The sequence below is a fragment of the Paraburkholderia sp. DHOC27 genome (assembly GCF_003429005.1).
Classification (GTDB): domain Bacteria; phylum Pseudomonadota; class Gammaproteobacteria; order Burkholderiales; family Burkholderiaceae; genus Paraburkholderia.
On sequence record NZ_QVQV01000002.1, the window covers coordinates 520,233 to 542,762 of the forward strand.

The window sequence follows — 22,530 nt, forward strand, 5'->3', positions numbered from 1 at the left end:
TGCATGTCCAACCCGCTACCCGCCGTGCGTCGTGTCGCCATTCTCGGTGGCAACCGGATTCCGTTCGCGCGCTCCAATACCGCTTACGCGGAGGCCTCGAATCAGGACATGCTCACCTTCGCGCTGCAGGGCCTCGTGGACCGCTTCAACCTGCACGGCGAACGGCTCGGTGAAGTGGCCGCGGGCGCGGTCATCAAGCATTCGCGCGATTTCAACCTGACGCGCGAGTCGGTCCTCTCCACCACGCTCGCGAAGGAAACGCCCGCCTACGACGTCCAGCAGGCCTGCGGCACCGGTCTCGAAGCGACCATTCTGGTGGCCAACAAGATCGCCCTTGGACAGATCGAGGTGGGCATTGCGGGCGGCGTGGATAGCACCTCGGACGCACCAATCGGCGTCAACGAGCGCATGCGCAAGATCCTGCTCGAAGCGAATCGCGGCAAAACGCCAGGGCAGCGCGTGGGTGCGCTCACCAAGCTGCGCCCGGCCATGTTCTTCAAGCCGCTGTTGCCGCGTAACGGCGAGCCGCGGACGCGTCTTTCGATGGGCGAGCACTGCGAACTGATGGCCAAGCGCTGGGCGATTTCACGCGAAGCGCAGGATCAGCTCGCCTACGAGAGTCATCACAAGCTGGTCGCCGCGTATGCGCGCGGCTTTCTCAACGATCTGATGACGCCGTATCGCGGCCTCGCCCGCGACAACAACCTGCGCGCCGACCTGACGCTCGAAAAACTCGCGAGCCTCACGCCCGTGTTCGACCGTGATGCCGGCACGCTCACGGCCGGCAATTCCACACCGTTGACCGATGGCGCTTCCGCCGTGCTGCTCGCCAGCGAAGAATGGGCCGCGGCGCATGGCTTGCCGGTGCTCGCCTATCTGAGCTGGTCGGAGACCGCTGCCGTGGATTTCTTCGACAAAAAAGAAGGCCTGCTGATGGCGCCCGTGTACGCCGTGCCGCGCATGCTGGCGCGCGCCGGACTCACGTTGCAGGACTTCGATTTTTACGAGATTCACGAAGCGTTCGCCGCCCAGGTACTCTGCACGCTCACGGCATGGCAGGATGACGACTATTGCCGCACGCAACTCGGGCTCGAGCACGCATTGGGGCAGATTGACCGGACGAAGCTGAATGTGAACGGCAGTTCGCTCGCCACGGGGCATCCGTTTGCGGCAACCGGCGCGCGGATCGTCGCCGGCCTGGCAAAAATGCTGGCGCAGCTCGACAAACCAGCGGGGACGGCGCGCGGCCTGATTTCGATCTGCGCGGCAGGTGGCCAGGGGGTCGTGGCGATCCTCGAACGCTGATGCATGCGACACGTCGCGAGCGCGAACACGCGGGACACATCTCGAGCGCGAACGCGCGGGACACATAATAGACAGCAAGGAGACAGGAGACACATCATGAACCAGCCCACCCAGACGACGCCCACCGCCGCGTCCGCCGCGCCGGGCATGCCGGCGGCATCGCACACGGCGCACTCCACGTCGCACGCCACCTCGCAACCCGCGCCGAACACCGACGGTATCTGGTACGCCTCGTACCCGCCCGGCGTGCCGCATGAGATCGACGTCAACCAGTACGAATCGATCCCGCAGTTCTTCGATGAATGTACCGCGAAGTTTCGCGAGCGCGTGGCGTATGTGAGCGTGGGCGCGAGCCTCACCTATGGCGAACTGGCGCGCAAGGCCACTGCGTTTGCGGCGTATCTGCAGACCATTGGTGTGAAGCCCGGCGAGCGCGTGGCGATCATGTTGCCCAACACGTTCCAGTATCCCGTGGCGCTGTTCGGCGCCCTCAAGGCGGGCGCCGTCGTGGTCAACGTGAATCCGCTCTACACCGTGCGTGAACTGGCGCATCAGCTGAAGGACAGCGGCGCGCAAACCATCGTCGTGTTCGAGAATTTCGCCAAGACGCTCGAAGACGCGCTGCCCGGTACGCGCGTACAGAACGTCATTGTCACGGGGCTCGGCGATCTGCTTGCCGACGGCCTGAATCTGAAGGGACGCCTGCTCAACTTCATGCTGCGTCACGTGAAGAAGATGGTGCCCGCCTATCGCCTGCCGCAGGCAGTGCGTCTGCTCGATGCGCTCGCAAGCGGCTATCGGCAACCGCTGACGCCCGTGCCCCCGAACCATGCCGACATCGCGTTCCTGCAATACACCGGCGGCACAACCGGCGTCGCCAAGGGCGCGATGCTCACGCACCGCAATATCATCGCCAATCTGCTGCAGGCCAAGGTGTGGTCCGAGAGCCAGTTGGGCGGCGATATCGAAACGGTACTCACACCGTTGCCGCTTTATCACATCTATTCGCTCACCGTGAATGCGCTGATTTTCATGGGACTGGGCGGGCGCAACATCCTGATCGCCAATCCGCGCGACATGAAGCGCGTCATGATGATCATCCGTCACGAGAAATTCACCGGCATCACGGCGGTCAACACGCTGTACAACGCGTTCCTCGAAAACGAGGAATTCAGGCGGCGCGATTTTTCGGATCTGAAACTGGCGATGGCCGGCGGCATGGCCACGCAAAAAGCCGTGGCCGAACGCTTCAAGGCGGTGACGGGCAAGCCGATCGTCGAAGGCTACGGGCTGACCGAATGTTCGCCCATCGTCTCGATGAATCCGGTGGACCTGCAAAACATGCGCGATTTCGAAGGCTCGATTGGTCTGCCCGCGCCCTCGACGCAGGTGCGCTTCAAGAAGGAAGACGGTCACTGGGCCAACATAGGCGAAGCGGGCGAATTGTGCGTCAAGGGTCCGCAGGTGATGAAGGGCTACTGGAATCGCCCCGACGAAACCGCCAAGGTATTCGACGACGACGGCTGGCTCGCCACCGGCGACATTGGCGTGATGGATTCGCGCGGCTTCATGCGGCTCATCGACCGCAAGAAGGACATGATCCTGGTGTCCGGCTTCAACGTGTATCCGAACGAAATCGAAGACGTGGTGGCCATGCACCCCGATGTGCGCGAAGTGGCGGCGATCGGCATTCCCGATGCCGTGCAAGGCGAGCGCGTGAAGATTTTCGTGGTGGCGCGCAACCCGTCGCTCACGGCCGAGCAGTTGATCGACTATTGCCGCAAGCATCTCACCGGCTACAAGGTGCCGAAGCTGGTGGAGTTCCGCGACGAGTTGCCGCAAACCAATGTGGGCAAGATTCTGCGGCGCGCGCTGCGGGATGAGGAACTCGCGAAGCAATCGCGTGCCTGACAGGCAGTGTGTTTGCAACAGGCGCACGGGCTCGATGTTTGCGTCAATGATGCGGAAGGCGTTGTGTACGCCGGTTTGCCGCGCGGTCGCTGGACGTTTTGACGTGTCCATCGCGGCAGACGAATTTTTTACAGACGCTGACCACCCGGAGGGAGGGACATGAAGCTGCTTTACATGGCACGCATAGGGTCGCTCGGCGCCGCGCTCGCCCTTGCCGGTGTTTCTGCTGCGGCGGTGGCGCAAAGCGCTGCGCAGACTGATCCGGGAACGGGCATCGCGATCAACCCCGATAGTAAAGGTGGGAATGGCGCCGGAAATAATGCGGAAAACAGCGCGGAAATCGGCACCGGAACTGGCGTAACAGCCCCTGCGCCTGCCGCGTCCACCACCTCCACCGCGAGCGAAACGCAGACAACCGCAGTGACGGCAACTGTTCCCTCGGTGCCCGCTTCGCAGGCGGGCAAGCTGACGCTCGATCAACAGGTGCGCTGGTTGCGTCAGGCGGCGCAAAGCGGCGCGCTGGAAAAGCTCGACGATGCACAACTGGTCGCCCTGTTTCAGTCGCTCGATCCACTGACGCTGTCGCGCTACATTCAGGAAGGCCCGAACGGCTACCCGTCGTATGAGTTCATCATGCTGCGCTGGGAGCGCATCAAGGGCTCGTGGCCGGAGCAGCCCGATCACATGCTGGTGCGCCTCGCGCACGACCCGCTGCGCATCTACGCAAAGTGGCTCCCCGATGGCGTCCACGCAGGCCAGGAAATCATCTATGACGAAACGAAGCGCGCCGATGAAATGTACGGCCACCTGGGCGGCATGCTCGGCGTGGTGCCCATCTGGACCTCGACCACCGGCACGCTGGCCCACGCGCAGTCCAATCACGAAGTGCGCGATCTGGGCACGGGTTTCATCACGCGGCAGTTTCTGACCGAAGGCAAGAAGTATGTCGAAGCCGGCGTGCCGCGCACCACGCAGATCGCCGTGCAGACCATCAATGGCGTACGTGTGGTCGCGTTTACGTACGAGACGGCCGTCGGTCAGCCGCAGTTCTATGCGAAGAAGGAAACGCTCGGGCTGGATCTGCGTCACCCGTATTTCCGCACCGTGGAGTCCTACGCTAACGACGGCAAGATCTTCGAGAAGATCGTCTTCGAATCCATCACACCGAAGCCGTTCGACGACACGGCATTCGATCCGAAGAATCCGGAGTACAAGTTCTGAGCGCAGCCTGGATCACAGCAGGCGTCACGTCACAGGTTCGATGAGGAAGGTGATCGCCGCATCGAAAGCGTGGTCTGGGTGGCGCGTCTGTTGAATCACACGATGCGTGCGGGCCGCGAGCTGGCTCAGTACGAAATGATCCGAGGCACGGGTGAATCCAATCAACGCAACGGGCGCTGCGGCGAGGCGCGGGGCAAGCGTCGTGTACCACAGCGCGCCGATATCAGCGCCGGTTTCGAAGCATGGCAGGTCTCGCTGCAGCACATAGTCCGCGAAGGCGCGATGCGAAGCGAGAGACGTGTCGATGACGGCGATCGTGGTGCGCGCTTCAAGCGCGTGCGAGATCCCTGGCAGCAAAAAACCGCCCGCTGACAGGCATGCACCGCTCGCTACGAAGGTCTGCACGAAAGTGCGCCGGTCCATGATCTGAATTCCTGTCTCGATGCCTGCCTTGTGTGAATCACGTTGCCAAAGCGTAGCAACACCACGGCATCACGCCACGCGGATGCGGCATCGACCCGCGCCGCCTGCCACCCACGCCACCTCTACGTATAACCACGCCGCGTACGCCACGCAGTGGGCCACACGCCCTGCTTGCCCGGCGAGAGAATTCCGTTGGGATCGAGCGCGTCCTTGATCGTCTCCGCGAGACGCAACGACGCGCCATCGTTGAAACTGTACTGCGCGGCGGCGAAGTCCATATACGCGAGATGCGTTCGATACTCACCGTAGCCCGCCGCCCGCGCATCGCTCATCAGCACGCGCAGTAGTTGCCCGGCCAGCTCCGTTTGTTGTGCGTCGTCACGGTCGAAAATCGCCGCGAAAATATGATGCAGATGACGCGCGCCGGCCGTAAAGCCACCGTAGTAATCGAAGCCGTATTCCGCTGCGCGCGCCTTCACCATCGTGTACTGACGCATCGCATCGCGCCCGGTTGCCGGGACGACCGGCGAGAAATCCACATGCGCGCCCGCGCCGCCGCGCCAGTCGAGCATGCGGAAGGCGCTCATGGCCGGAATGCCGGCGAGATTGCGGTCGCCGCCATCCACGGGTTGCGCGGTTCCGTCATAGCGCCGCGTCAACATTTTCGCTTGCGGCACGCGGGCAAAGGCCCGCTGCACGATGTCGTATTGCGCGTCGATCAGCGCCGGCGTGCCGTACAACGCGAAGTGCAGATTCCATCGGCCCACCTGCAAGTGATCGAGCATCGCGGCAATCGCGGACTCGGGCATCGGCCCCGTGCCCTGGTACCACTGCGCGCGCGATGAGAGACCCGCGGCGCGCCGCACGCCGCCTTCGATCACGGCCTGATTGCGGATCGTCTCGTCGAGCCGCAGCGGCCGCAGTATCTCGACGATCGCCTCCAGATCCTCCTCGTGGCGAAACTGGATCTCGCCCAGCAAACAGGACGGCGGCGCGGGCATCAGCCACACGCCCATCTTCGTCACCACGCCATAGTTGGACTGCATGAACATCGCATCGAACGATGGTCCGTAGCCCGCCTTGAAGGTCTGCCACGACGTGCCGATGTCGATGCCGCCCATGCCGGTACGCAGCACGTCACCGTTGGCCAGCACCACTTCCATGCCGCACTGGTGCGCGGCGTGATCGCCATAGGGCGTATAGCCGAAGCCGCGTTCGAGCGTGTTGCCGATCACGCTGCCCCAGCCGGCGGCCGGCGGATCGACCCAGAGCTTGAGGCCGTGCGTGCGCAGATACGCGTCCAGGTCGAAGTAGCTGACGCCGGGTTCGACCAGCGCATAGGCCAACGTTTCGTTGACCTCAATGATGCGGTTCATACGCTGCAGATCGAGCACGACCGAGCCGGACAGACGCGGCGCCGCACCGCCATACGCGAAGTTGCGGCCGGTCGACACGGTCCACAGAGGAATGCGGTACTGGTTCGCCACGCGCAGAATCGCGCGGACCTCCTCCACCGAGGCAGGCCGCAGCGCCGCGGAAGCCGCGAATACGGCTTCACCCGGCGCGAACGGATCGCGATACGCCGCGAGTTCCGCCGCCGACGACGACACCATGTTCGGCGCGCCGACGATTTCCCCCCATGCGACGAGCGCACGGTCGAACTGCGCCTCTGAAACATCGGGCGGCAACAAGCGCGTCAAGAAGTCTCCTCGTGTTTGGTCCGATACCCCTCTAGCGGTGGCCACCGCCTCCGCCGCCATGTCCAAAGCCACCCATGCCACCCGCGCCACCCCAAACGCCGCCCCGCCCGCCGCCCCAGCCGCCATGCACGGCACCCTGCGCGTGCCAGCCGTGCACGCCGTATCCGACGCGGCTGAAGTACACATGATGCAGCGGGTAGCGATGATGAAAGCGGTCGAAGAAAACAAACGACCCGCCCACCACCGTCACGAAGCCGCCCCAGTACCACGGATCGTAATAAGCATAGGGCGGATAAAAGGCCACCGCGCTGTTGTCGCCCTGCACGAACTGCCAGCTGCCGTCCGGCTGCTGGCACGCGAGGCCGGTGACCTGCTGCAGCGTCCCGTCGATCTCGGCCTGACCCACGATGTTCTGACACGGCGGCGCGGCGGCCGTCGCGCCATCCGGCAGGGTTTGCGCCGCCGCCGGCACCGCGGTAGCCACGGCCACCATCCAGGTCAGACCCAGCGCCATACTTCGCGCCAACCCCGGCGCCCTGTGGCGCCCTTGCATGTTAAGCATGATGTCGTCTCGCCCGACGCTCCGGCGTTGCGATCCGCACGGGCGGACCGGCACCGTAAAGACCCCGTCGCTTTGCCTTGCAGGGTTTGCGCTGGCCTCGCTTCAGCCTCGGCTTGGGCGGCAGCAGCACGCGCCTGCAATGAATAAACGACCAGCGGGAAGAGGCTATTCCGCTTACGCGGACGCGGGGTGAGGCGTCTCTATTACGCGATGTTTCGACGCTACTGCCACGACTCCGGACGGCCGCCCAACGAGCTGCAGACGTCGATGGCGATTTCGCGCAGTTTGCCTTCGGCGATCGGGCCAGAGATGGCGTAGCCCATGTGGTCGCTCACCCAGTAGAAGGTGCGGCGGTTGCCGTCGCGGAACAGGCGGAAAGCGGTTTCGTCACGTCCAATGCCCGTCACGTATAGCGTGAGGCGCGCGCCGCTGGCGTTCTCGTACATGAACTGCGCGGCAGGCCCCGCTTCACCCGGCAAGAGGCGCCCGCCCACCAGCGAATAGCCGTACTCCTGCAACGACGGAATGGAAAGCGGCCGGTTCAGGCGCTTCGAGAGCCAGTTGATCAGATGCTCTTCCTGGGTCGCGGCCACCTCGACGGGATGGCGCTGTTCGGGCGTGTACACCGCGTAGGCGATGTCGGCGCGCCGCGCGAAACTCATCGGATCGCCGCCGGCCATGCCGCCCACGTAGCGCGCGGCGAAAGGCCCGAGCGCCGTCGCCACGCCCGCACCCACCACGAGCCAGCAGGCCGCGAGCCCGGCTCGCCGCCACCACGGTGCGGGCGCGCGCACCACGATGAAGGCCGGCTCGTCGTTTGCCCGCGAGCGGCCGTCACTCGCCGTGTCCGCAGCGCCGCACAAGGCCTGCAAGGCGGACTTCTGGGCCCGCCAGTGCGCGACCTGCGCCGCCGCGTGCGGGTCACGCGCCAGCTGTTCGAGCACGGCCTCGCGCTCGCCCGCCGGCAGCTCGCCATCGACGAACGCCGACAGCGCGCGCAGATCGGGCGCGCCGGACGGCGGGGGCGTAGCAGGATCGTGGTCGTCGTGGCTCATCACGGGTTTCTCACAACTTTGAGCGGAGCGCCGGTACGCGCCGGTCCATCGCCCAGCAGATCGCGCAGATGTTCGCGCGCACGCGAGAGGCGCGACATCACCGTGCCAATCGGTACGCTCAGGGCAACTGAGGCTTCCTGATAGGTCAGCTCCTCGACGCAGACCAGCAGCAGGACTTCACGTTGTTCGAGCGGCAGGCGGTACAGCGCGCGTTGCAGGTCGCGCAGCACCAGCCCGTCCACTTCGCCAGGCGGCGCCTCCAGATTACGCCACGGCGCGCTTTCGTCATCAACCGCAATTTCCCGCCGCGCACGCAACTGGTCGATATACAGGTGCCGCAGAATCGTCAGCAGCCAGGCCCGCAGATTACTGTTCGGACGAAACGCCGTCCAGCGCGCGAGCGCCCGCTCCGCCGTATCCTGAACCAGATCGTCGGCCCATGCGAAGTCCCCCGTCAGCGCGCGCGCATAGCGGCGCAACTGCGGGAGCCAGCCAATCACCTCGGCTTCGAAATTCACGCGGCGAACGCGGTGGGCGAATGCTTAATAACCGCCGCTGCTGCCACCCGAGCTGGAGGACGTGCTGCTGGAACCGGAGTCGCCGGCGGTGCTGCAACCCGAGGCTGCGAGAGATGCGAGTAACAACGCCAACACCATGCATACGCCTGAAAAAGTACGGGAAGCCTTCATATGCTGTCTCCTGACGGGATGGATGGACGTCTGTGTGCGGTGGCGCACTCACGGCCGGGGTGCCGCACGTCCATACGGGCATAAACGCTGTCAGCGGCGGCTTTATTCCATTCATCAGCGAGAAATTGCCATGCGGCAGCCGCCAACTCCTCGTCCAGATTGGTAACGCAACGTTACATGCGCCAGTTATCAGGTGCTTCTATGTGCGCAAGCCGTTATAGTGGACGGAACGCCTGACCCGCTTGCTTCTCTGAAAAGGGTAGAATCGCGTCGAGCAACTGTCCTTCTTACCTGACTTGTCCATGCCATCCGCAGAATCGCATCCGCAAAACGACTTCATGAACGCAGCGCGCAAGGAAAGAAAGCGCGTCGAGATCTATCTCGTCAACGGCATTCGCCTGACGGGCTGCATCGAGTCGTTCGATCAGTATCTGGTGATGCTGCGCACGCCGGTCGGCTTGCAAGGCATCTACAAGCGCGCCATCTCGACCATCCAGCTCGACACCGGAACCCGTCCGGCGCCTCGTGCCGGCCGTCCTTCGCACGGCGAGCACACCACGCGTGGACCGCATGGCTCGCGCGAGCCGCGTGAACATCGCGAACCGCGGGAACCCCGTGAACCGCGCGAGTCGTACGGCGCGCAGTCACCCTCCGAGCGCAGTCCGTCCGAGCGCGCGCCGTCGGATCGTCCGGCGGACGGCCCGGTGGTCGTCACGCGCCGCCGCCGGCTGTTCGGCACGGGCGGTGGCGACGGCGGCGGCAACAACGGCAGCCACGAATAGGTTCACCTGGCCGCGGTAGCCTCGTCTGCTGCCTCCGTCCTGGGCGGCCTAGTCTGCCGCCTCCGTCTTGTTCAGCCGCAGCAGGATCTGTTCGATACGCAAGCGTTGCTGGTGGGTCAGTTCAAAGCCACACTTGACCGCCAGCACGCGACGCCGCCAGTAGCCCGCGTCGAACATCTGCACCACGGGCTGCCGCGTCGCCCACTCCAGGTGTTCCAGTTCCGCCTCCACGACATGTAAAGCGTTAAAGCGCTGTGCCGGCTTTCGCCTGTCTGCATTCATGTGTGCGCTACCCCGTCAATGTGCCGCTCGGGCTCCGTCCCGCGACACACCCAAGACGAAATAACCCAGTTGCAATTTGAAGCAAGGTTTGACGACCTGTAGCGGGTGTGGCTCGCCTGCGATGCAAACATGGGGCTGGGCGCGCGTGGCCCTCGTCACGGTCGCATCACGTGATGCGTGGCCGGCGCGTTTCGTTACGGAAAGGCCCGATGCCACGCAATGGCCAACCGGCCAGGTGGCCGATGCACGCCGCTTTGCGCTATGCTCAAAGCTCGCTACCTCTGCGGAGTACGACATGTCCAAGCCGAAGCCTCACGCGCCGGAACCCGTTGAAACGGCGGACGATCGCCTCGACGAGGCGCTCGACGAAACCTTCCCGGCCAGCGATCCCATCGCCATCGACGCTGACGAACCACGCAGGTCCGCTCCCGCGAAGACCCGCCCACACGCGCCAGCTAAAGAGAAGAAGTAGCGTTTTTATTTGCGATCCGGCAGGTATGCGCAAACGGTGAGGCAAGCACCGGGCATGGGTTAGCGCAGCGGCATGCCACGCACGCATTGGCGTGGACTGCTGGGTGGCCAGGCGCTCGCCATTTGCTGCCCATTGTTCGTGGTGTGCGCGTCGTGCGGTCGCTATGTGGTCGCCGTGCGGTCGCCGTGCGGTCGCGATCAGCCGCGATAAAGCCGCAATACGACCGCTACACAGCCGCGCAGTAGCGCGAACACGGCGGCGCAACCAGGCAACGACCCAGCCACCCAACAGCGCGCGAAAGCAAAACCGCGCGCCCACACTGCCCGCTCCCGCAGAAGGAACGACAGCATGTCCATTGAGACCACTAGCCCTGCCCGCTTCCTGCGCGAGCGCGATGGCCACGAAGCGCGTGTTACGTATGTCGAACTGTTTTTCGACCTGATCTACGCGTTTGCCGTCACGCAGCTTTCACATCGCCTCGTCCACGACCTGAGCGCGGTGAGCGCGCTGCAAACCCTGATCCTCTGGTTCGCGGTGTGGCTGGGCTGGCAGTACACCTGCTGGGTCACCAACTGGTTCGACCCGGAGCGCATCCAGGTGCGCCTGCTGCTGTTTGCGGTGATGCTGATCGGCATGGTGATGGCCGCCAGTCTGCCACTGGCGTGGGGCGAACGCGGCCTCGTGTTCGCGATCAGTTACGTGGCGATCCAGGTGGGCCGCAGTCTCGTGGTGCTGGGCTTTCTCGGCTCGCGTCACGCGCTTACCGCGAACTTCCGGCGCATCTGCGGGTGGCTCGTCATCTCAGGCATTGCGTGGATCGCCGGCGGTCTGCTCGACGGTACACCGCGCTTTGCGTGCTGGGCGGTGGCCGTGCTGTGCGAATACGTGTCGCCGATGTTCGGCTTCCCGCTGCCCATACTCGGCCGCTCCAGCGCCGCAGACTGGCGCACCACGGAGGGCGGCCACATCGCCGAACGCTGCCAGGCCTTCGTGATCCTCGCGCTCGGCGAATCGGTGCTGGTCACGGGCGGCACGCTGTCGGACCTGGCGGCATGGAGCGCGCCGGCCATCATCGCGTTTCTGGTGTGCTTCGCGGGCAGCGTGGCGATGTGGTGGGTCTACTTCGATACCAGCAGCAGCGCCGGCAGCCACGCCATCTCGCGCGCGAGCGAGCCTGGCCAGATGGCAGCGTACTTTCATTACGTGCACGTGGTGCTGATTGCGGGCGTGATCGTGTCGGCGGCGGCGGATGACCTCGTCATCCTGCATCCACCCGAGCACATCAGCGGATCGACGGCGTGGCTGCTGCTCGGCGGTCCGGCCATCTACGTGGTGGGCAACGGGCTATACAAGCGCGTGGTGTACGGCTCGTTCCCGTTGTCGCACTGGATAGGGCTGGCGCTGCTCGCGCTCGTCGTGCCGTTTGCGTTCCACACCGACTTGCTGATGACGGGCGGTCTGACGACCGCCGTGATGATCGTCGTGGCTGCGTGGGAGAGCATCTCGCGCCGCAGTTCGGCGCGCGGTGTGGAGGCGGTCAGCGCGGAATAGCCTGAAGGGCCGGACACGGGTTTGGTTTTGGCTCTGCGGGTTTGCGGTTGGACTTCGCCCCCCCCTTTAACCTGCTTTTACAACCGGCTTTTTACTCGAATTTCCACCTCATTTCCTGCCAGTCTCATGCCGTTTCCTTGCGCATTTCTATTCGATTTTTTCCCGCTTTCGCTTAAAAGAATCACCCAAAAGAAAAAACCTCGTGCGGCGTCCCGTACGAGGTTTTTTGTCCATCTGACTGCCACATGTTTCGTGACAGCGGTCGGGCCAGGCAATCAGCTTCCGGCCGGTTACCTGCTTCAGCGCGCCATAGTAGGCAAACCCGAATCGAGCTGACGCTGCAGATCCTGCACCTGCTTCTGCGCCGCGCGCAACTCGCTCTGGGCCTGCGCCTTCTGCTGCGCAAGCGCGGTGGCTTCCGCCTGGGTCTGTTGCTGCTGGCTGTTGACCAGCGTCTGTTGCTGATGCGCCACTTCGAGGTCTGCCTGCAGACGGTTGGCGCGGTCCTGCGACAACGCGATCATCCGCTCCGTGAAAGCCTTCTGTGCCGCCAGGCGGATGCGGCGGATTTCCACCTCGGACAACTGCACCGTTTGCCGCACGAAGTCCTTGTAGATGAGTTCCGCGCGCGTGTCGTCATCGGTCTTGATGACGCGCCAGAAGGTTTTCTGCTGGAACAACGCGACGTAGTACGTCATCTCTTTCGCGTTATAGAGCAGGCTCGCACCGTAGCTACCGTTGTAGGTGGTGCGCAGTTCTGTCAGATCCGTACCGCGGATCAACTGCTGCAATTCCGCCACGTTACCGGCGGCGGATTGCTTTGCTTCATCAGGCGTCAACGCAGTGGTCTGCCCCGACTCGGCCGGAGTCGTGGCGGGCAATGCGCTCGTGGTTGCATCCTGGGGTACGACGGCAGCACTTGCTGCGCTGTTCGGCAAAGCCTGAGCGAAGACACCCTGCGCTGCCCCCAACGCGACCAGAGCGCCTAAGGCGATCTGCCGAAGTTTCGACTTATGGTCCATGTAATTCCTGCTCGAACAGTTTTTGTTTTATTGCAAAACGTCTCATTATTACTCAGTTTCGCGGCTCTCGGGCTCTTCGTCGAAAATTTGATACTTGCGCATTTTCTCCCATAAGACTTTGCGGCTAATCCCCAGCGTTCCCGCCGTATCCTGGCGGCGCCAACCATTCGCGTCGAGCGCCGCCAGCACGCGGTTGCGCTCGTTCATATCCCATTTGCTGCGATCCACCAGCACTTCCGCGGCGCTCTCGGCGGGCACCGGCTGGTTGCTGCGCGCCTGCGCCAACAACCGCTGCAGACGCGCGGCATCCCAGGCGCCGACCTGGCGCACCGTCACGCCGATCCGCTCCGCCAGGTTGCGCAGTTCGCGCACGTTGCCGGGGAAATACGTGTCGGCCACCGCGTCGGCCAGCCAGTACGGCAGGTCCGGCAACGCATCGAGCCGTTCCGCGCCCACCACCGACGCAATGAACGACTTGAAGATGGCGATCTTGTCGACCGCGCCGCGCTCCTCCAGCGACGGAATTTTAAGTTCGATCACGGCCAGCCGGTAGAACAGGTCGGCGCGAAACGTGCCGTCCTTGACGAGTTGCGGCAGATGCTTGTGACTCGCCGCCACCAGCCGGAAATCGAGCTTCACCGGCGTGGCCGAGCCGATCCGCGTGACCGCACTGTCCTCCAGCACGCGCAGCAGCTTGACCTGCTGGTAAAGCGGCAGATCGCCGATTTCATCGAGGAACAGCGTGCCGCCGTCGGCCTGCTCGAAATAGCCTTTGTGGGCCACCACTGCGCCCGTGAACGAGCCCTTCGAGTGGCCGAAGAAGAGCGACTCGAACAGACCATCCGGAATCGCGCCGCAGTTCACCGGCACGAACGGGCCCTGCCCGTAGCGGCGGTGCTTTTCATGCAGCAGTTGGGCGATGCGTTCCTTGCCGACGCCGGTCTCGCCGTGCACCAGCACCGGCGTGTCGCAGTCGGCGAAGGTGTCCACTTCGTGCAGCAGCGCCTGCATGCATTCCGAGTTCGCCACCAGCGCGCTCGACTCGAGCGTCCTGGCGCTGTGCGCGCGCATCTGCAACACCAGCTTGGTGACCATGCCGCGCAGTTCGGCACAGGTGAAATCGAGCGGCAGGACGTGCGAATACTCGGACGGGTACATCGTCGGATCGTGATCGCGGGGCGCCGCGCCCACCCACACCACCGGCATGCCGTGAGCGGCCTGCCAGTCGCGCAGGATCAGCGCGCCGCTGTCGATCACCGACACGCTGATGATGGCGAGCGCCGGCCGCGCGGCGGTCCGTTCGGGCGAGATCGCGATGTCGTCCGCGCGGATCACCTCGACATCGAAGCTCGCCATGCAGCGGGCGACCCGGTCGACGATGTCGGCCTTGCCTTCCCAGACGTAGATATCGAGTTCGTCGATTTTGGCGGTGGTTCTCATGGGCAAAGAATCAGTAAACCAGTTGTGCCTGACCGCAGGTCAGTCCGAGATCGTGAACTGTCACGACACCGATCTGGACACCCAGCAGTTGGAGTAAAGGAACCAGCAACGCGTCGAGCGAGTTGAGGATGGGCGTGAGCAGATTGACCAGAGCGTTGAGCAGCCCCACTACCGCGTTGTAGACGAGACCATTTGTCAACGGAACGCCCGCAAACACCGCGTAGACGGAACTGGACAGTGCCGAGACAACCTGGGTCAGCACGCCGCTGGTGGCCGAACCCAGGGCATTGGTGTTGGTGGATTGGTAGTCGTCACTATCACCCACAATGCCGTTGAACGTCATCGTCGCCGGCTGGGCCTGCTGGAGATTCAGGAGCAGCCCGGTCGGCGTAGGCTTGGCAGTGGGGTTACCCACATACAGGCTAAGCGCGTCCACCCCTAACACGGTCAGACTCGTCACCGGCACGGGCGTATTGCAGGCCATCAATGTTTTATAGTTGGTCAGATTGCTGGCGGCGTCCATGCCGACACAGAGCGATGCAACACCCGCCTGTGCCGAGATCACGCTCTGACTGGCCGCCTTCGATGTCGTGCATTGCGTGCTCTGCAAGCCTGCCGTGCCTGACGCCACATCGATCGAAACGGGCAGATTCAACGCGCTCATCTGCACAATGCCGAGGAGATTCACATTGAGCAACTGAACGTTGAGATAGAGCCGCACCGCCGCCGAATGTGCGCTGGTACGTGGCGTGCCGTCCGCGTTGAAACCCGCCTCGCCCACCGCGATCACCGGCGGCTCGAGCAACCGCGCCTGCGCCGTGACGTTCGCCAGAGCGCCGAGATTCAGCGCCGTGCCCAGATTGATCGCGGACTGTCCGTTGCCGATCTCGGCGGCCACCATCAACGCGTCGAGCACGTTCACCGTTGCGGTCGCCGCCGCCTGCGGATCACCCAGCGCCACGGCAAGTAATCCGTTGGTGCCTGCGCTGTTGCCCAAGGCAATCTGCTGCCCACCCGGAATCGACGCGGCAATCGTTCCCAAATCCGTGATGACGGTCGCGCTCGCGGTCGTGCTCTGACTGACCGCCGTTGCCATCGCCCTGACCAGTTGCGCCAGCGTGACCTGGGTATTGAGCAACTGGCTCATCGAACCCACGCCCAGCGCGGTCGCCAGATCGCCCAGTTTAATCTGCGCCGAAGCGAGCCCCTGATACGAGGCCACGCTCAGATTCAGATTGCCGCCCAGCAGGCCATTCAGCAGTCCGTTGAGCAAGCCGCCCGAGAGACTCGCTACCGCCGTCGTTACGGAGAACGAACGGACGTTGGTGCTCTGTGCGGTGGCAGTGGCCTGCAGCGTGCGCGCCGGTCCCATGAAGAAGTACGGCACGGTCTGCTGGACCGTTACCTGCACCGCATTCATCGGCGTGCCCGTGAGTGCGAAATACGATTGCCCTGCGTTGACGGACGGATCCCAGCGTCCACACACCACCGTGACGGTGGCGTTCGGCATGTTGTTGCCGGTCTGCGCATTCTGCTGCGCGGAGGCGGTGGCCGCGGCGCAATCGCCCGCCGTGCTGGTCGCGCTGCCAATGGTTTGCGCGCCTGCGGCAGCGGCCAGATCGGCCGTGCGTTGCAGATCGCGGCGCATGAAATAAAAGTTGCCGACGTCGATCGCACCCAGCGCGGCGAGCGCGATGGCGAGGCACAGGGCCGCCACCAGCAGCGTCGAGCCACGCTGACGACGCCGCGTCACCGCGCGCACCCTTGCCATGCGCTCGCTATCACGGCGAACGTGCAGCGCGGCCGGCGATTCGCCAGACCGTTGCGTGCGCACGAAAGATGGGAAGCGTCTCGGCATATCAGTTCTGCGGCAGTCCGCCCGACGGCGAGCCGCCGCTGCCGCCCTGACCCATCATGGAGCCGTACGATTCCGGAATCTTCGACGTGAACGACGTCAGATAGCGTTGATATGCGAGTCCGGCTTCCGCGCCGAGCATCGGTTGCGCGGGCGCGGCGGCGGTGTTGCTGCGCTGGAGCGCGAGCCACGCATTTGTCGCGTGGTCCACTTCGCTCGGCGGCGCGCTCGCCTCACCGGCATCGCCCTGCGCCCAGCACGGCGCCGCGCAGCCGAGCGACGTCAGCATCAGCAGCGCGGTCAACGCGCGCAGCACACGCGCCTGCTGCGACGCTTGTGTTGTACGTGCCTTCGCCCTCGCCTTCCCGTTCACCGCCACGCACCGCGCGGCGGCGTGCTGAATGACCACCGCGGCCGCAGAGGCCGCAGTGGACTCACCACGCGCATCGTCATTGATCTTGTTCATCTTTCCCCCCAAACTTTTTATTGTGCGAACCGTTGCAACAGACGCGGCGCCGCATCGAACGTCTGGCCGCTCATCGCCACCGGCGCGGCCATCGGCGGCGCAGCGCGTGGGTCTTGCTGACTCTGCTGACTCTGCTGAAGCTGCTGCATCTGCGCTGCGTGTTGATACGTGTGCCCCGCCACCGTGACCTTGTGCGCATCGCCGCGAATCGCGGCCCGCACATCGGGCGTGAACTTCTGCTGCTCCATCAACGCCGCAGCGGGTTTCTCTTCGCCGCTCGCGAGCAGGTAAAGCGCGATATTGCTGATGATCTTCGGATTGCTTTGATCGAGCTCCGCCGCCTTCATCAACGGCACGCGGGCACCGGCTATGTTGCCCTCGCGCAGGCGCGCGTAGCCGAGATCGGACAGCGTGAGCGCGTCGGTCGGCGCGAGTTGCGCAGCCTGCTGCAACTCGTCGGCGGCGCGCGCAAAGTCACCCGCAGCGCCCGCGATCAAACCGAGGCCACGATGACCGCGTGCAGCCAGCGGCGTTTGCAGCAGCTTCGTATAACTCTGCGCCGCGGCCGCCGGTTGCTGCGTCATCCGCAACGCGTCGGCGCGCAGCACGATGGTGTCCGGCGTCACACCGTACTGTTTCTCGTAGGCGTCGATATGCGCGAGCGACGCGTAATACAGCCCTTGCGCCTGCATGCGGTTGATCAGGTCCAGGTAAGTGCCGGGCGCGTCCGGCGCCGGGTCACGCGTGGCCTGCTGAATCTCCGCGGCACGTTCCGCCTGTGCACCGACGCCATAGCCCGACGGCATCGCACAGGCGCCCAGCGTGGCCAGCATCAGCAGCACCCCGGCGCGTTGCATGGTGCGCACGGCGGGGCGCGCAGTGCGCAACGCAGGCGGTTGAAAAAATACGTCGTACGTCATGGCCATACCTACCGTTTCATGGACTTCAGCGAATGCGTCACCGCCAGCACGCCGGGGCCGGCCGTGACGATCATCAGCGCGGGCAGCAACGTCATGATCATCACGCCCGTCATCTTCACGGACATGCGGCCGATGCGGTCGCGCAACATGGCGCGGCGCGTTTCGCGCAGCCGTTCGCCGAACTGCTTGAGCGGTTCCTGCACTGCGCCGCCGTGCCGGTCCACCTGGATCAGCAGACGCACGACCGCGCGCATGTCTTCGTTGTCGTAACTCGACGCGAGCCGCTGCAACGACTGCTCGCGCGTGCGGCCTGCCGCGAATTGGCGCTGGGCGATTTCGAGTTCGCCGGAGAGGATGGGCAGCACGCCTTTGAAATCGCTGACCATCACCTGCAGGCTTTGATCGAGCGAGAGCCCCACGCCCTGCAACAGACGCAGCAGGTCGACCAGCATCGGCAGTTCGTCGACCACCCCGAGCCGGCGGTTGGACGCGCGGCGCTGGATGTAGATTTTCGGAGCGAGAAAGCCGACGATTACCATGCCGACCACCAGCGCGAGATAGCGCCGGTTCTCGAGATGGCCGCTCGCCAGCACGCTGGCGATCAGCGGCAGAACGATCGCGCCGGCGATGCGCGTCATCAGGAAGAGCCCACGGGTGCGCGTGTCGATGAAGCCGCACTGTTCGAGAAAGCGCCGGTCCTCATCGGCCACCATCTTGCGGCCGAGCGGCGTGTCGAGCCAGCGGATGCCGGCCAGCGCGAGACTGTCCAGCAGTCCCTTGAAGCCCTTGCGCGGCCCGGTCTTGCCATCGGCGCCGCTGTTCGCTGCGTTGTTGGCGGGCTTCGTCGCACCGTCCTTGCCGGCTGCCGCATTTGCGGCGACACGCGCCGCGCTTTGCTGCGCCCGTTGATCCAGCGCATGCACGAGCGTGCGTTCGCTGCGCCGCGAGGCGGCGATTCTCGCCAGCACGAGCCCGGCAATCAACAGCAACGCCAGTGCGGCGACAGCGAGCGCAATGGCGGCTATCTGGTTCGCGTCCATCATGACCTCTTCAGGCGCGTCAGGCGATGCAGCAGCCAGGCGCCAACCAGTTGCAATGCGAAAGCCAGATAGACCAGCTTGCGCCCGTTCGGATCGAACCACATCGCGCCGAAATAACGCGGATTCGTCAGGATCAGAAAGCCGCCTATGCCCACCGGCAACAGGGCCAGCACCACTGCCGACATGCGCGTCTCCGCGGACATCGCGGACAGCTCACGCTCGGCCTGTTCGAGATCGCGCATGAAGGTGGACATGCGGTCGAGCATCACATCGGCGCGGCCGCCGTACTTGACCGACAGGCGCAACACCGCGCCCACCAGTTCGAGTTCGTTGGCGCCATACAGCATGGCGGCCTGCGACAGCGCGCGGTCGATTTCGACGCCGCTGCGCAACAGTCGGGACACCTGATCGAGGCAGGTGCGCAGCGGGGCTTCGGTGGTCTGCAAGGCGCCCTGGAATGCTGCCGGCACGCTATTGCCGAGCACGATCAGCCGCACGATGCCGTCCAGAAACGAAGGCAATTGCCGCACGATCATCATGCGGCGCTTGTTGGTGCGGGTGGACAGCACGAAGTAGACCGTGCAGGCGCACGCCAGCAGCGTCACGCCCGCCGCCGGCCAGCCACCCTCGCGGCCCGCCCACAGGCACAGCACGGCCGTGAAGCCGCCTGCGATGGCGACCAGCGTGCGCGCGTTGGTGATGCCCGCGCGGTTCATGATGTGATCGAGCGCGAGGAAGCAGCGTGCTACCTGATAGCGGGCCAGCTCGCGCCAGCTGGCGCCCGCTTGCGGCGCCTGCACGGAGGTTTGCAACTGCGCGGCAGGCGCACGCGCGCCGGCGGTCTGACGTGTGCCGCCCGCTGCGTTGCCGGCGGCCCCACCTGCTGCGCCACTGCCGCCAGCGGCTCCGCCAAAGGCGAGACCCGCCGTGCGCGCCGCCGTGTGGCCTCCCCCATGAGCCGCCGCATTGCCGCCAAACGCTCCGCGCGCGCCGTCGAGACCCGCGGCCACGGCCGGTGCCATGCGGCTGTCGATGAAACGCGCGGTGCTCGCCTGTTCCTTGCGTTGCGCGCCGCGTTGCAGGATCAGCAACGCACCGGCCGCACACAGCAGCGCGAGCGCCGCAAAGATCAGCACGAAGCTAGACATTGAAGCCTCCATCGAACCCGCCGCCGCCAATGCCGCTGAACCGGCCGTGCACGTCCGGCACGCCGCCGAGCGCCTGACGGAAGCGCGCGAGCTTCGGCGAATGCGGATGGATGCCGAGCGAGGTCCACTGGTCGAGTTCTTCGCCGTCCTGAGTGGTCACGGGCTCGTAGCGATACAGCTCCTGGGTCGCGATGATGTTGTCGGCGAGACCCGTGACTTCGGTGATGGACAGAATGCGCCGCCGTCCATTCGACAGCCGCCCAATCTGCACGATGAAGTCGATCGCGTTGGCGATCTGCCGGCGCAGGCTCGACTCGGTGCCCTGGAAGCCCGCGAAGCCCGCCAGCATTTCGAGCCGGTACAGACATTCGCGCGGCGAACTGGCGTGCACGGTACCCATCGAACCGTCGTGGCCCGTGTTCATGGCCTGCAGCATTTCCAGCACTTCACCGCCGCGCACTTCGCCGACGATGATGCGGTCCGGGCGCATCCGCAGCGTGTTGCGCAACAGGTCGCGAATGGTCACGACACCGGCGCCGTCGAAGCCGCCGGGACGGCTTTCGAGCCGCACCACATGCGGGTGATTCAGCGAGAGTTCGGCGGTGTCCTCGATCGTCACCACCCGTTCCGGTTCGGGAATGTGAAACGCCAGCGCATTCAGCAACGAGGTTTTGCCCGAACTCGTGCCGCCCGACACCAGCACGTTGCAGCGCGCCGCCACCGCCGCTTCCAGCAGCGCGCCGATTTCCGGGCTGTAGGTGCCGTTGGCGAGCAGATCGTCGGGGCGCAGCGGGTCCTTGCGGAACTTGCGGATCGAGACGATCGGCCCGTCGATGGAGAGCGGCTCGATCACCACGTTCACGCGCCCGCCGTTCGGCAGACGCGCATCGACCATCGGGTTCGACTCGTCGAGGCGTCGCCCGATTGGCGCGAGAATGCGCCGCACGATCCGCAGCAGATGCGCGTTGTCGGCAAAGCGCACCGGAATCTTGGTGAGCATGCCGTGACGCGACACGTACACGTCGTTGTAGCCGTTGATCAGGATGTCTTCGACCGCCGCGTCGTTGAGCAGGTCTTCGATCGGACCGAAGCCCGCCAGCTCCTTGGTGAGCGCCTCGGCAATCAGACGCACTTCGCTCTCGTTGATCGGAATGCGGCGCAGCCTCACGAAGCTGTCCATCTCCAGATCGACGAACTGATTGATCGCGTTACGCGACCAGCGGCCGAACTCCGCGCCGAGTTCCTCGATGCGCGTGAGCAGATGTTCGTGCGCCGCGTTCTTGATGTCCTGGAACTGCTGGCTATGCGCGAACGCAGGTGCGTCGTCGGCGAATTCGATGTCTTTAGCCATCGTCTATGACCGCTTGGTGGGGGTTGGAATGAAGCGCTTGAGCGCACTGAGCGCCGACTTGCCGTGCGCGTGCGCTGCTGCGCCAGCCGCGCCACCCAGCTTTTCGACGAGCGGCTCGAGCGCGCGTACATAGGGGTCGCGCGGCGCCGTGTCGCTCAACAACTGTCCCTGATTGACTGCCTGTCCCAAGGGCACGCGCCGCTCCGGCAAGGTGGCGAGCAGCGGGATATCCAGACGCTGCGCGATCTGCGCGGCGGTGAGACCAAGATCCGGTTCGAACTTGTTGACGATCAGACCGACGCTGGCGGTGTCCACGCCCTCTTCACGCAGGCCGTCCAGCACGCCCACCGCCGAGACGATCGAGGCCACGCCCTGATCGCACAGCAGCCAGGTTTCGTCAGCGGAGCGCGCCACGTGCGCGATGAACTCACTGTTGCTGAAGCCGCCGAGGTCGATGATCTGCTGGTCGAAAAACGCACGCAGACGGTTCAGCAGGCTCACCGAACTGGAGTACGAGACCTCGCGCATGTCGGCGAGATTCGGCGGCAGGCTGCTCAGCGCGAGGCCGCTCGCATGACGCGACAGCGCGGTATGCACGAAGGTCTGATCGAAGCGGCGCAGATTGCGCACCGCTTCGACGAAGTTGAATTCACTGCGGGTGTTGAGCAGCAGCGAGCCGTCGCCGGCCGGCAAGCCGAGATCGAACAGCAGGCTGCGCCTGCCTTGCGACGCGTCGCGCCGGTGCAGCATGGCCGACAGGTTGGCGGCAAGCGTGCTCACCCCCATGCCGACCCGCGCGCCCAGCAGCACGGTGACCTTGCCATGCCGGCTGACCGGCTCGACGAGATTGTCGATCACCTGACGCGTGATGCGCAGGGCGTCGTCCGCCGGCGCGGCCAGATCGATGAAGTCACGCACGCCGGCCCGCAGCGCGGCGAGCGCGCTTTCCGGCTCGCCCACGCTGCCGACCGCGACGATCTGCAGGCCCGGATAAGCGGCGCGTGCGGCCGCGGCGGCGGCGCTCGCAGCGGCCGCACGGCCACCGGAGAAGTCGACGAAGACCAGCGACGGATTGAGCGCCGCAATGCGCTGCGTGAGCATGGTCGGATCGAGCGAGACCGGCTCGAGCGCCCCTACTCCGATCAGTGTATCGGCCAACCAGTGCACGTGCTCGTCGGCGAGCGACGCGAACACGAAGTGATCGGTGATCGCGCGTTCAGTCAACGATTGCGTTCTCGCGTTCATGATGGACATCCTTTGACGGCCACGACTGCCGGCCCGTCGATTTGTGTTGCGCACTGCTGGCGGCGCGCCTGCGCGCACCGTTCTGCCTGC

Annotated in this window: 21 protein-coding genes; 6 read left to right on the forward strand and 15 right to left on the reverse strand. The window is 64.9% G+C overall.

Features of this window, described 5'->3' with window-relative positions; translation table 11 throughout:
• Positions 1–3 precede the first annotated feature (3 nt).
• The 3 genes from D0B32_RS10575 to D0B32_RS10585 all read left to right on the forward strand — a co-directional run bounded on the left by D0B32_RS10575 (position 4) and on the right by D0B32_RS10585 (position 4,437).
• Positions 4–1,305 (forward strand): acetyl-CoA C-acetyltransferase, encoded by a 1,302-nt coding sequence (locus tag D0B32_RS10575; protein WP_117333894.1) that lies wholly within the window; start codon positions 4–6, stop codon positions 1,303–1,305.
• A 96-nt stretch (positions 1,306–1,401) separates the two neighbouring features.
• Complete coding sequence (locus tag D0B32_RS10580; protein ID WP_117333895.1) at positions 1,402–3,216, forward strand: AMP-binding protein; 1,815 nt, start codon at positions 1,402–1,404, stop codon at positions 3,214–3,216.
• Positions 3,217–3,375: 159 nt separating this feature from the next.
• Positions 3,376–4,437, forward strand: a complete 1,062-nt coding sequence (locus D0B32_RS10585; RefSeq protein WP_259294952.1) for a DUF1571 domain-containing protein — start codon at positions 3,376–3,378, stop codon at positions 4,435–4,437.
• A 24-nt stretch (positions 4,438–4,461) separates the two neighbouring features.
• On the opposite strand, the gene D0B32_RS10590 is transcribed toward D0B32_RS10585, so the two are convergent.
• The 5 genes from D0B32_RS10590 to D0B32_RS10610 all read right to left on the reverse strand — a co-directional run bounded on the left by D0B32_RS10590 (position 4,462) and on the right by D0B32_RS10610 (position 8,695).
• Entirely contained in the window at positions 4,462–4,860 is a 399-nt protein-coding gene (locus D0B32_RS10590) for a hypothetical protein (protein WP_117333896.1), read from the reverse strand.
• 122 nt (positions 4,861–4,982) lie between these two features.
• Positions 4,983–6,560, reverse strand: coding sequence for an FAD-binding oxidoreductase (locus tag D0B32_RS10595; protein ID WP_117333897.1), 1,578 nt, complete (start codon positions 6,558–6,560; stop codon positions 4,983–4,985).
• A 31-nt stretch (positions 6,561–6,591) separates the two neighbouring features.
• Entirely contained in the window at positions 6,592–7,074 is a 483-nt protein-coding gene (locus D0B32_RS10600) for a hypothetical protein (protein WP_181969775.1), read from the reverse strand.
• Positions 7,075–7,343: 269 nt separating this feature from the next.
• A complete protein-coding gene (locus tag D0B32_RS10605) occupies positions 7,344–8,177 on the reverse strand; it encodes an anti-sigma factor (protein ID WP_117333898.1) in 834 nt (277 codons plus the stop codon).
• Positions 8,177–8,695 carry a sigma-70 family RNA polymerase sigma factor gene (locus D0B32_RS10610; RefSeq protein WP_117333899.1) on the reverse strand — a complete coding sequence of 173 codons (519 nt, stop codon included), beginning with the start codon at positions 8,693–8,695 and terminating at the stop codon, positions 8,177–8,179. Before D0B32_RS10610 ends, D0B32_RS10605 begins: the two co-directional genes overlap by 1 nt.
• A gap of 473 nt (positions 8,696–9,168) precedes the next feature.
• On the opposite strand from D0B32_RS10610, the gene hfq reads away from it, so the two are divergent.
• Positions 9,169–9,648 (forward strand): RNA chaperone Hfq, encoded by a 480-nt coding sequence (gene hfq / locus D0B32_RS10615; RefSeq protein ID WP_117333900.1) that lies wholly within the window; start codon positions 9,169–9,171, stop codon positions 9,646–9,648.
• Between the two features lie 48 nt (positions 9,649–9,696).
• Here the strand turns inward: hfq and D0B32_RS10620 are convergent, their stop codons facing one another.
• Positions 9,697–9,930 carry a hypothetical protein gene (locus D0B32_RS10620; RefSeq protein ID WP_117333901.1) on the reverse strand — a complete coding sequence of 78 codons (234 nt, stop codon included), beginning with the start codon at positions 9,928–9,930 and terminating at the stop codon, positions 9,697–9,699.
• A 295-nt stretch (positions 9,931–10,225) separates the two neighbouring features.
• Between D0B32_RS10620 and D0B32_RS32505 the strand changes: the two genes are divergently transcribed.
• Together D0B32_RS32505 and D0B32_RS10630 are read left to right on the forward strand one after the other, a co-directional pair.
• The gene (locus tag D0B32_RS32505; RefSeq protein WP_181969776.1) at positions 10,226–10,402 is read left to right on the forward strand and encodes a hypothetical protein; all 177 of its coding nucleotides are present in this window, start codon (positions 10,226–10,228) and stop codon (positions 10,400–10,402) included.
• A gap of 354 nt (positions 10,403–10,756) precedes the next feature.
• Positions 10,757–11,953: a low temperature requirement protein A gene (locus D0B32_RS10630; protein ID WP_404935547.1), complete on the forward strand. Its 1,197-nt coding sequence runs from the start codon at positions 10,757–10,759 to the stop codon at positions 11,951–11,953.
• A gap of 299 nt (positions 11,954–12,252) precedes the next feature.
• On the opposite strand, the gene D0B32_RS10635 is transcribed toward D0B32_RS10630, so the two are convergent.
• The 9 genes from D0B32_RS10635 to D0B32_RS10675 all read right to left on the reverse strand — a co-directional run bounded on the left by D0B32_RS10635 (position 12,253) and on the right by D0B32_RS10675 (position 22,440).
• Positions 12,253–12,975, reverse strand: coding sequence for a DUF2968 domain-containing protein (locus tag D0B32_RS10635; RefSeq protein ID WP_117333904.1), 723 nt, complete (start codon positions 12,973–12,975; stop codon positions 12,253–12,255).
• Between the two features lie 48 nt (positions 12,976–13,023).
• On the reverse strand, positions 13,024–14,415 hold the full coding sequence (locus D0B32_RS10640) for a sigma 54-interacting transcriptional regulator (protein ID WP_117333905.1): 1,392 nt from the start codon (positions 14,413–14,415) through the stop codon (positions 13,024–13,026).
• Positions 14,416–14,425: 10 nt separating this feature from the next.
• Entirely contained in the window at positions 14,426–16,273 is a 1,848-nt protein-coding gene (locus tag D0B32_RS10645) for a TadG family pilus assembly protein (RefSeq protein WP_117333906.1), read from the reverse strand.
• 1 nt (position 16,274) lies between these two features.
• Positions 16,275–16,736, reverse strand: a complete 462-nt coding sequence (locus D0B32_RS32900; RefSeq protein WP_259294953.1) for a DUF3613 domain-containing protein — start codon at positions 16,734–16,736, stop codon at positions 16,275–16,277.
• 17 nt (positions 16,737–16,753) lie between these two features.
• The gene (locus tag D0B32_RS10655) at positions 16,754–17,593 is read right to left on the reverse strand and encodes a lipopolysaccharide assembly protein LapB (protein WP_117334170.1); all 840 of its coding nucleotides are present in this window, start codon (positions 17,591–17,593) and stop codon (positions 16,754–16,756) included.
• Positions 17,594–17,664: 71 nt separating this feature from the next.
• Entirely contained in the window at positions 17,665–18,696 is a 1,032-nt protein-coding gene (locus D0B32_RS10660) for a type II secretion system F family protein (RefSeq protein ID WP_117334171.1), read from the reverse strand.
• A complete protein-coding gene (locus D0B32_RS10665) occupies positions 18,696–19,844 on the reverse strand; it encodes a type II secretion system F family protein (RefSeq protein ID WP_117333907.1) in 1,149 nt (382 codons plus the stop codon). The genes D0B32_RS10660 and D0B32_RS10665 overlap by 1 nt, the downstream gene beginning before the upstream one ends.
• Positions 19,837–21,195: a CpaF family protein gene (locus D0B32_RS10670; RefSeq protein ID WP_117333908.1), complete on the reverse strand. Its 1,359-nt coding sequence runs from the start codon at positions 21,193–21,195 to the stop codon at positions 19,837–19,839. The genes D0B32_RS10665 and D0B32_RS10670 overlap by 8 nt, the downstream gene beginning before the upstream one ends.
• A gap of 3 nt (positions 21,196–21,198) precedes the next feature.
• Positions 21,199–22,440, reverse strand: a complete 1,242-nt coding sequence (locus tag D0B32_RS10675) for a fimbrial protein (RefSeq protein WP_117333909.1) — start codon at positions 22,438–22,440, stop codon at positions 21,199–21,201.
• Positions 22,441–22,530 lie beyond the last annotated feature (90 nt).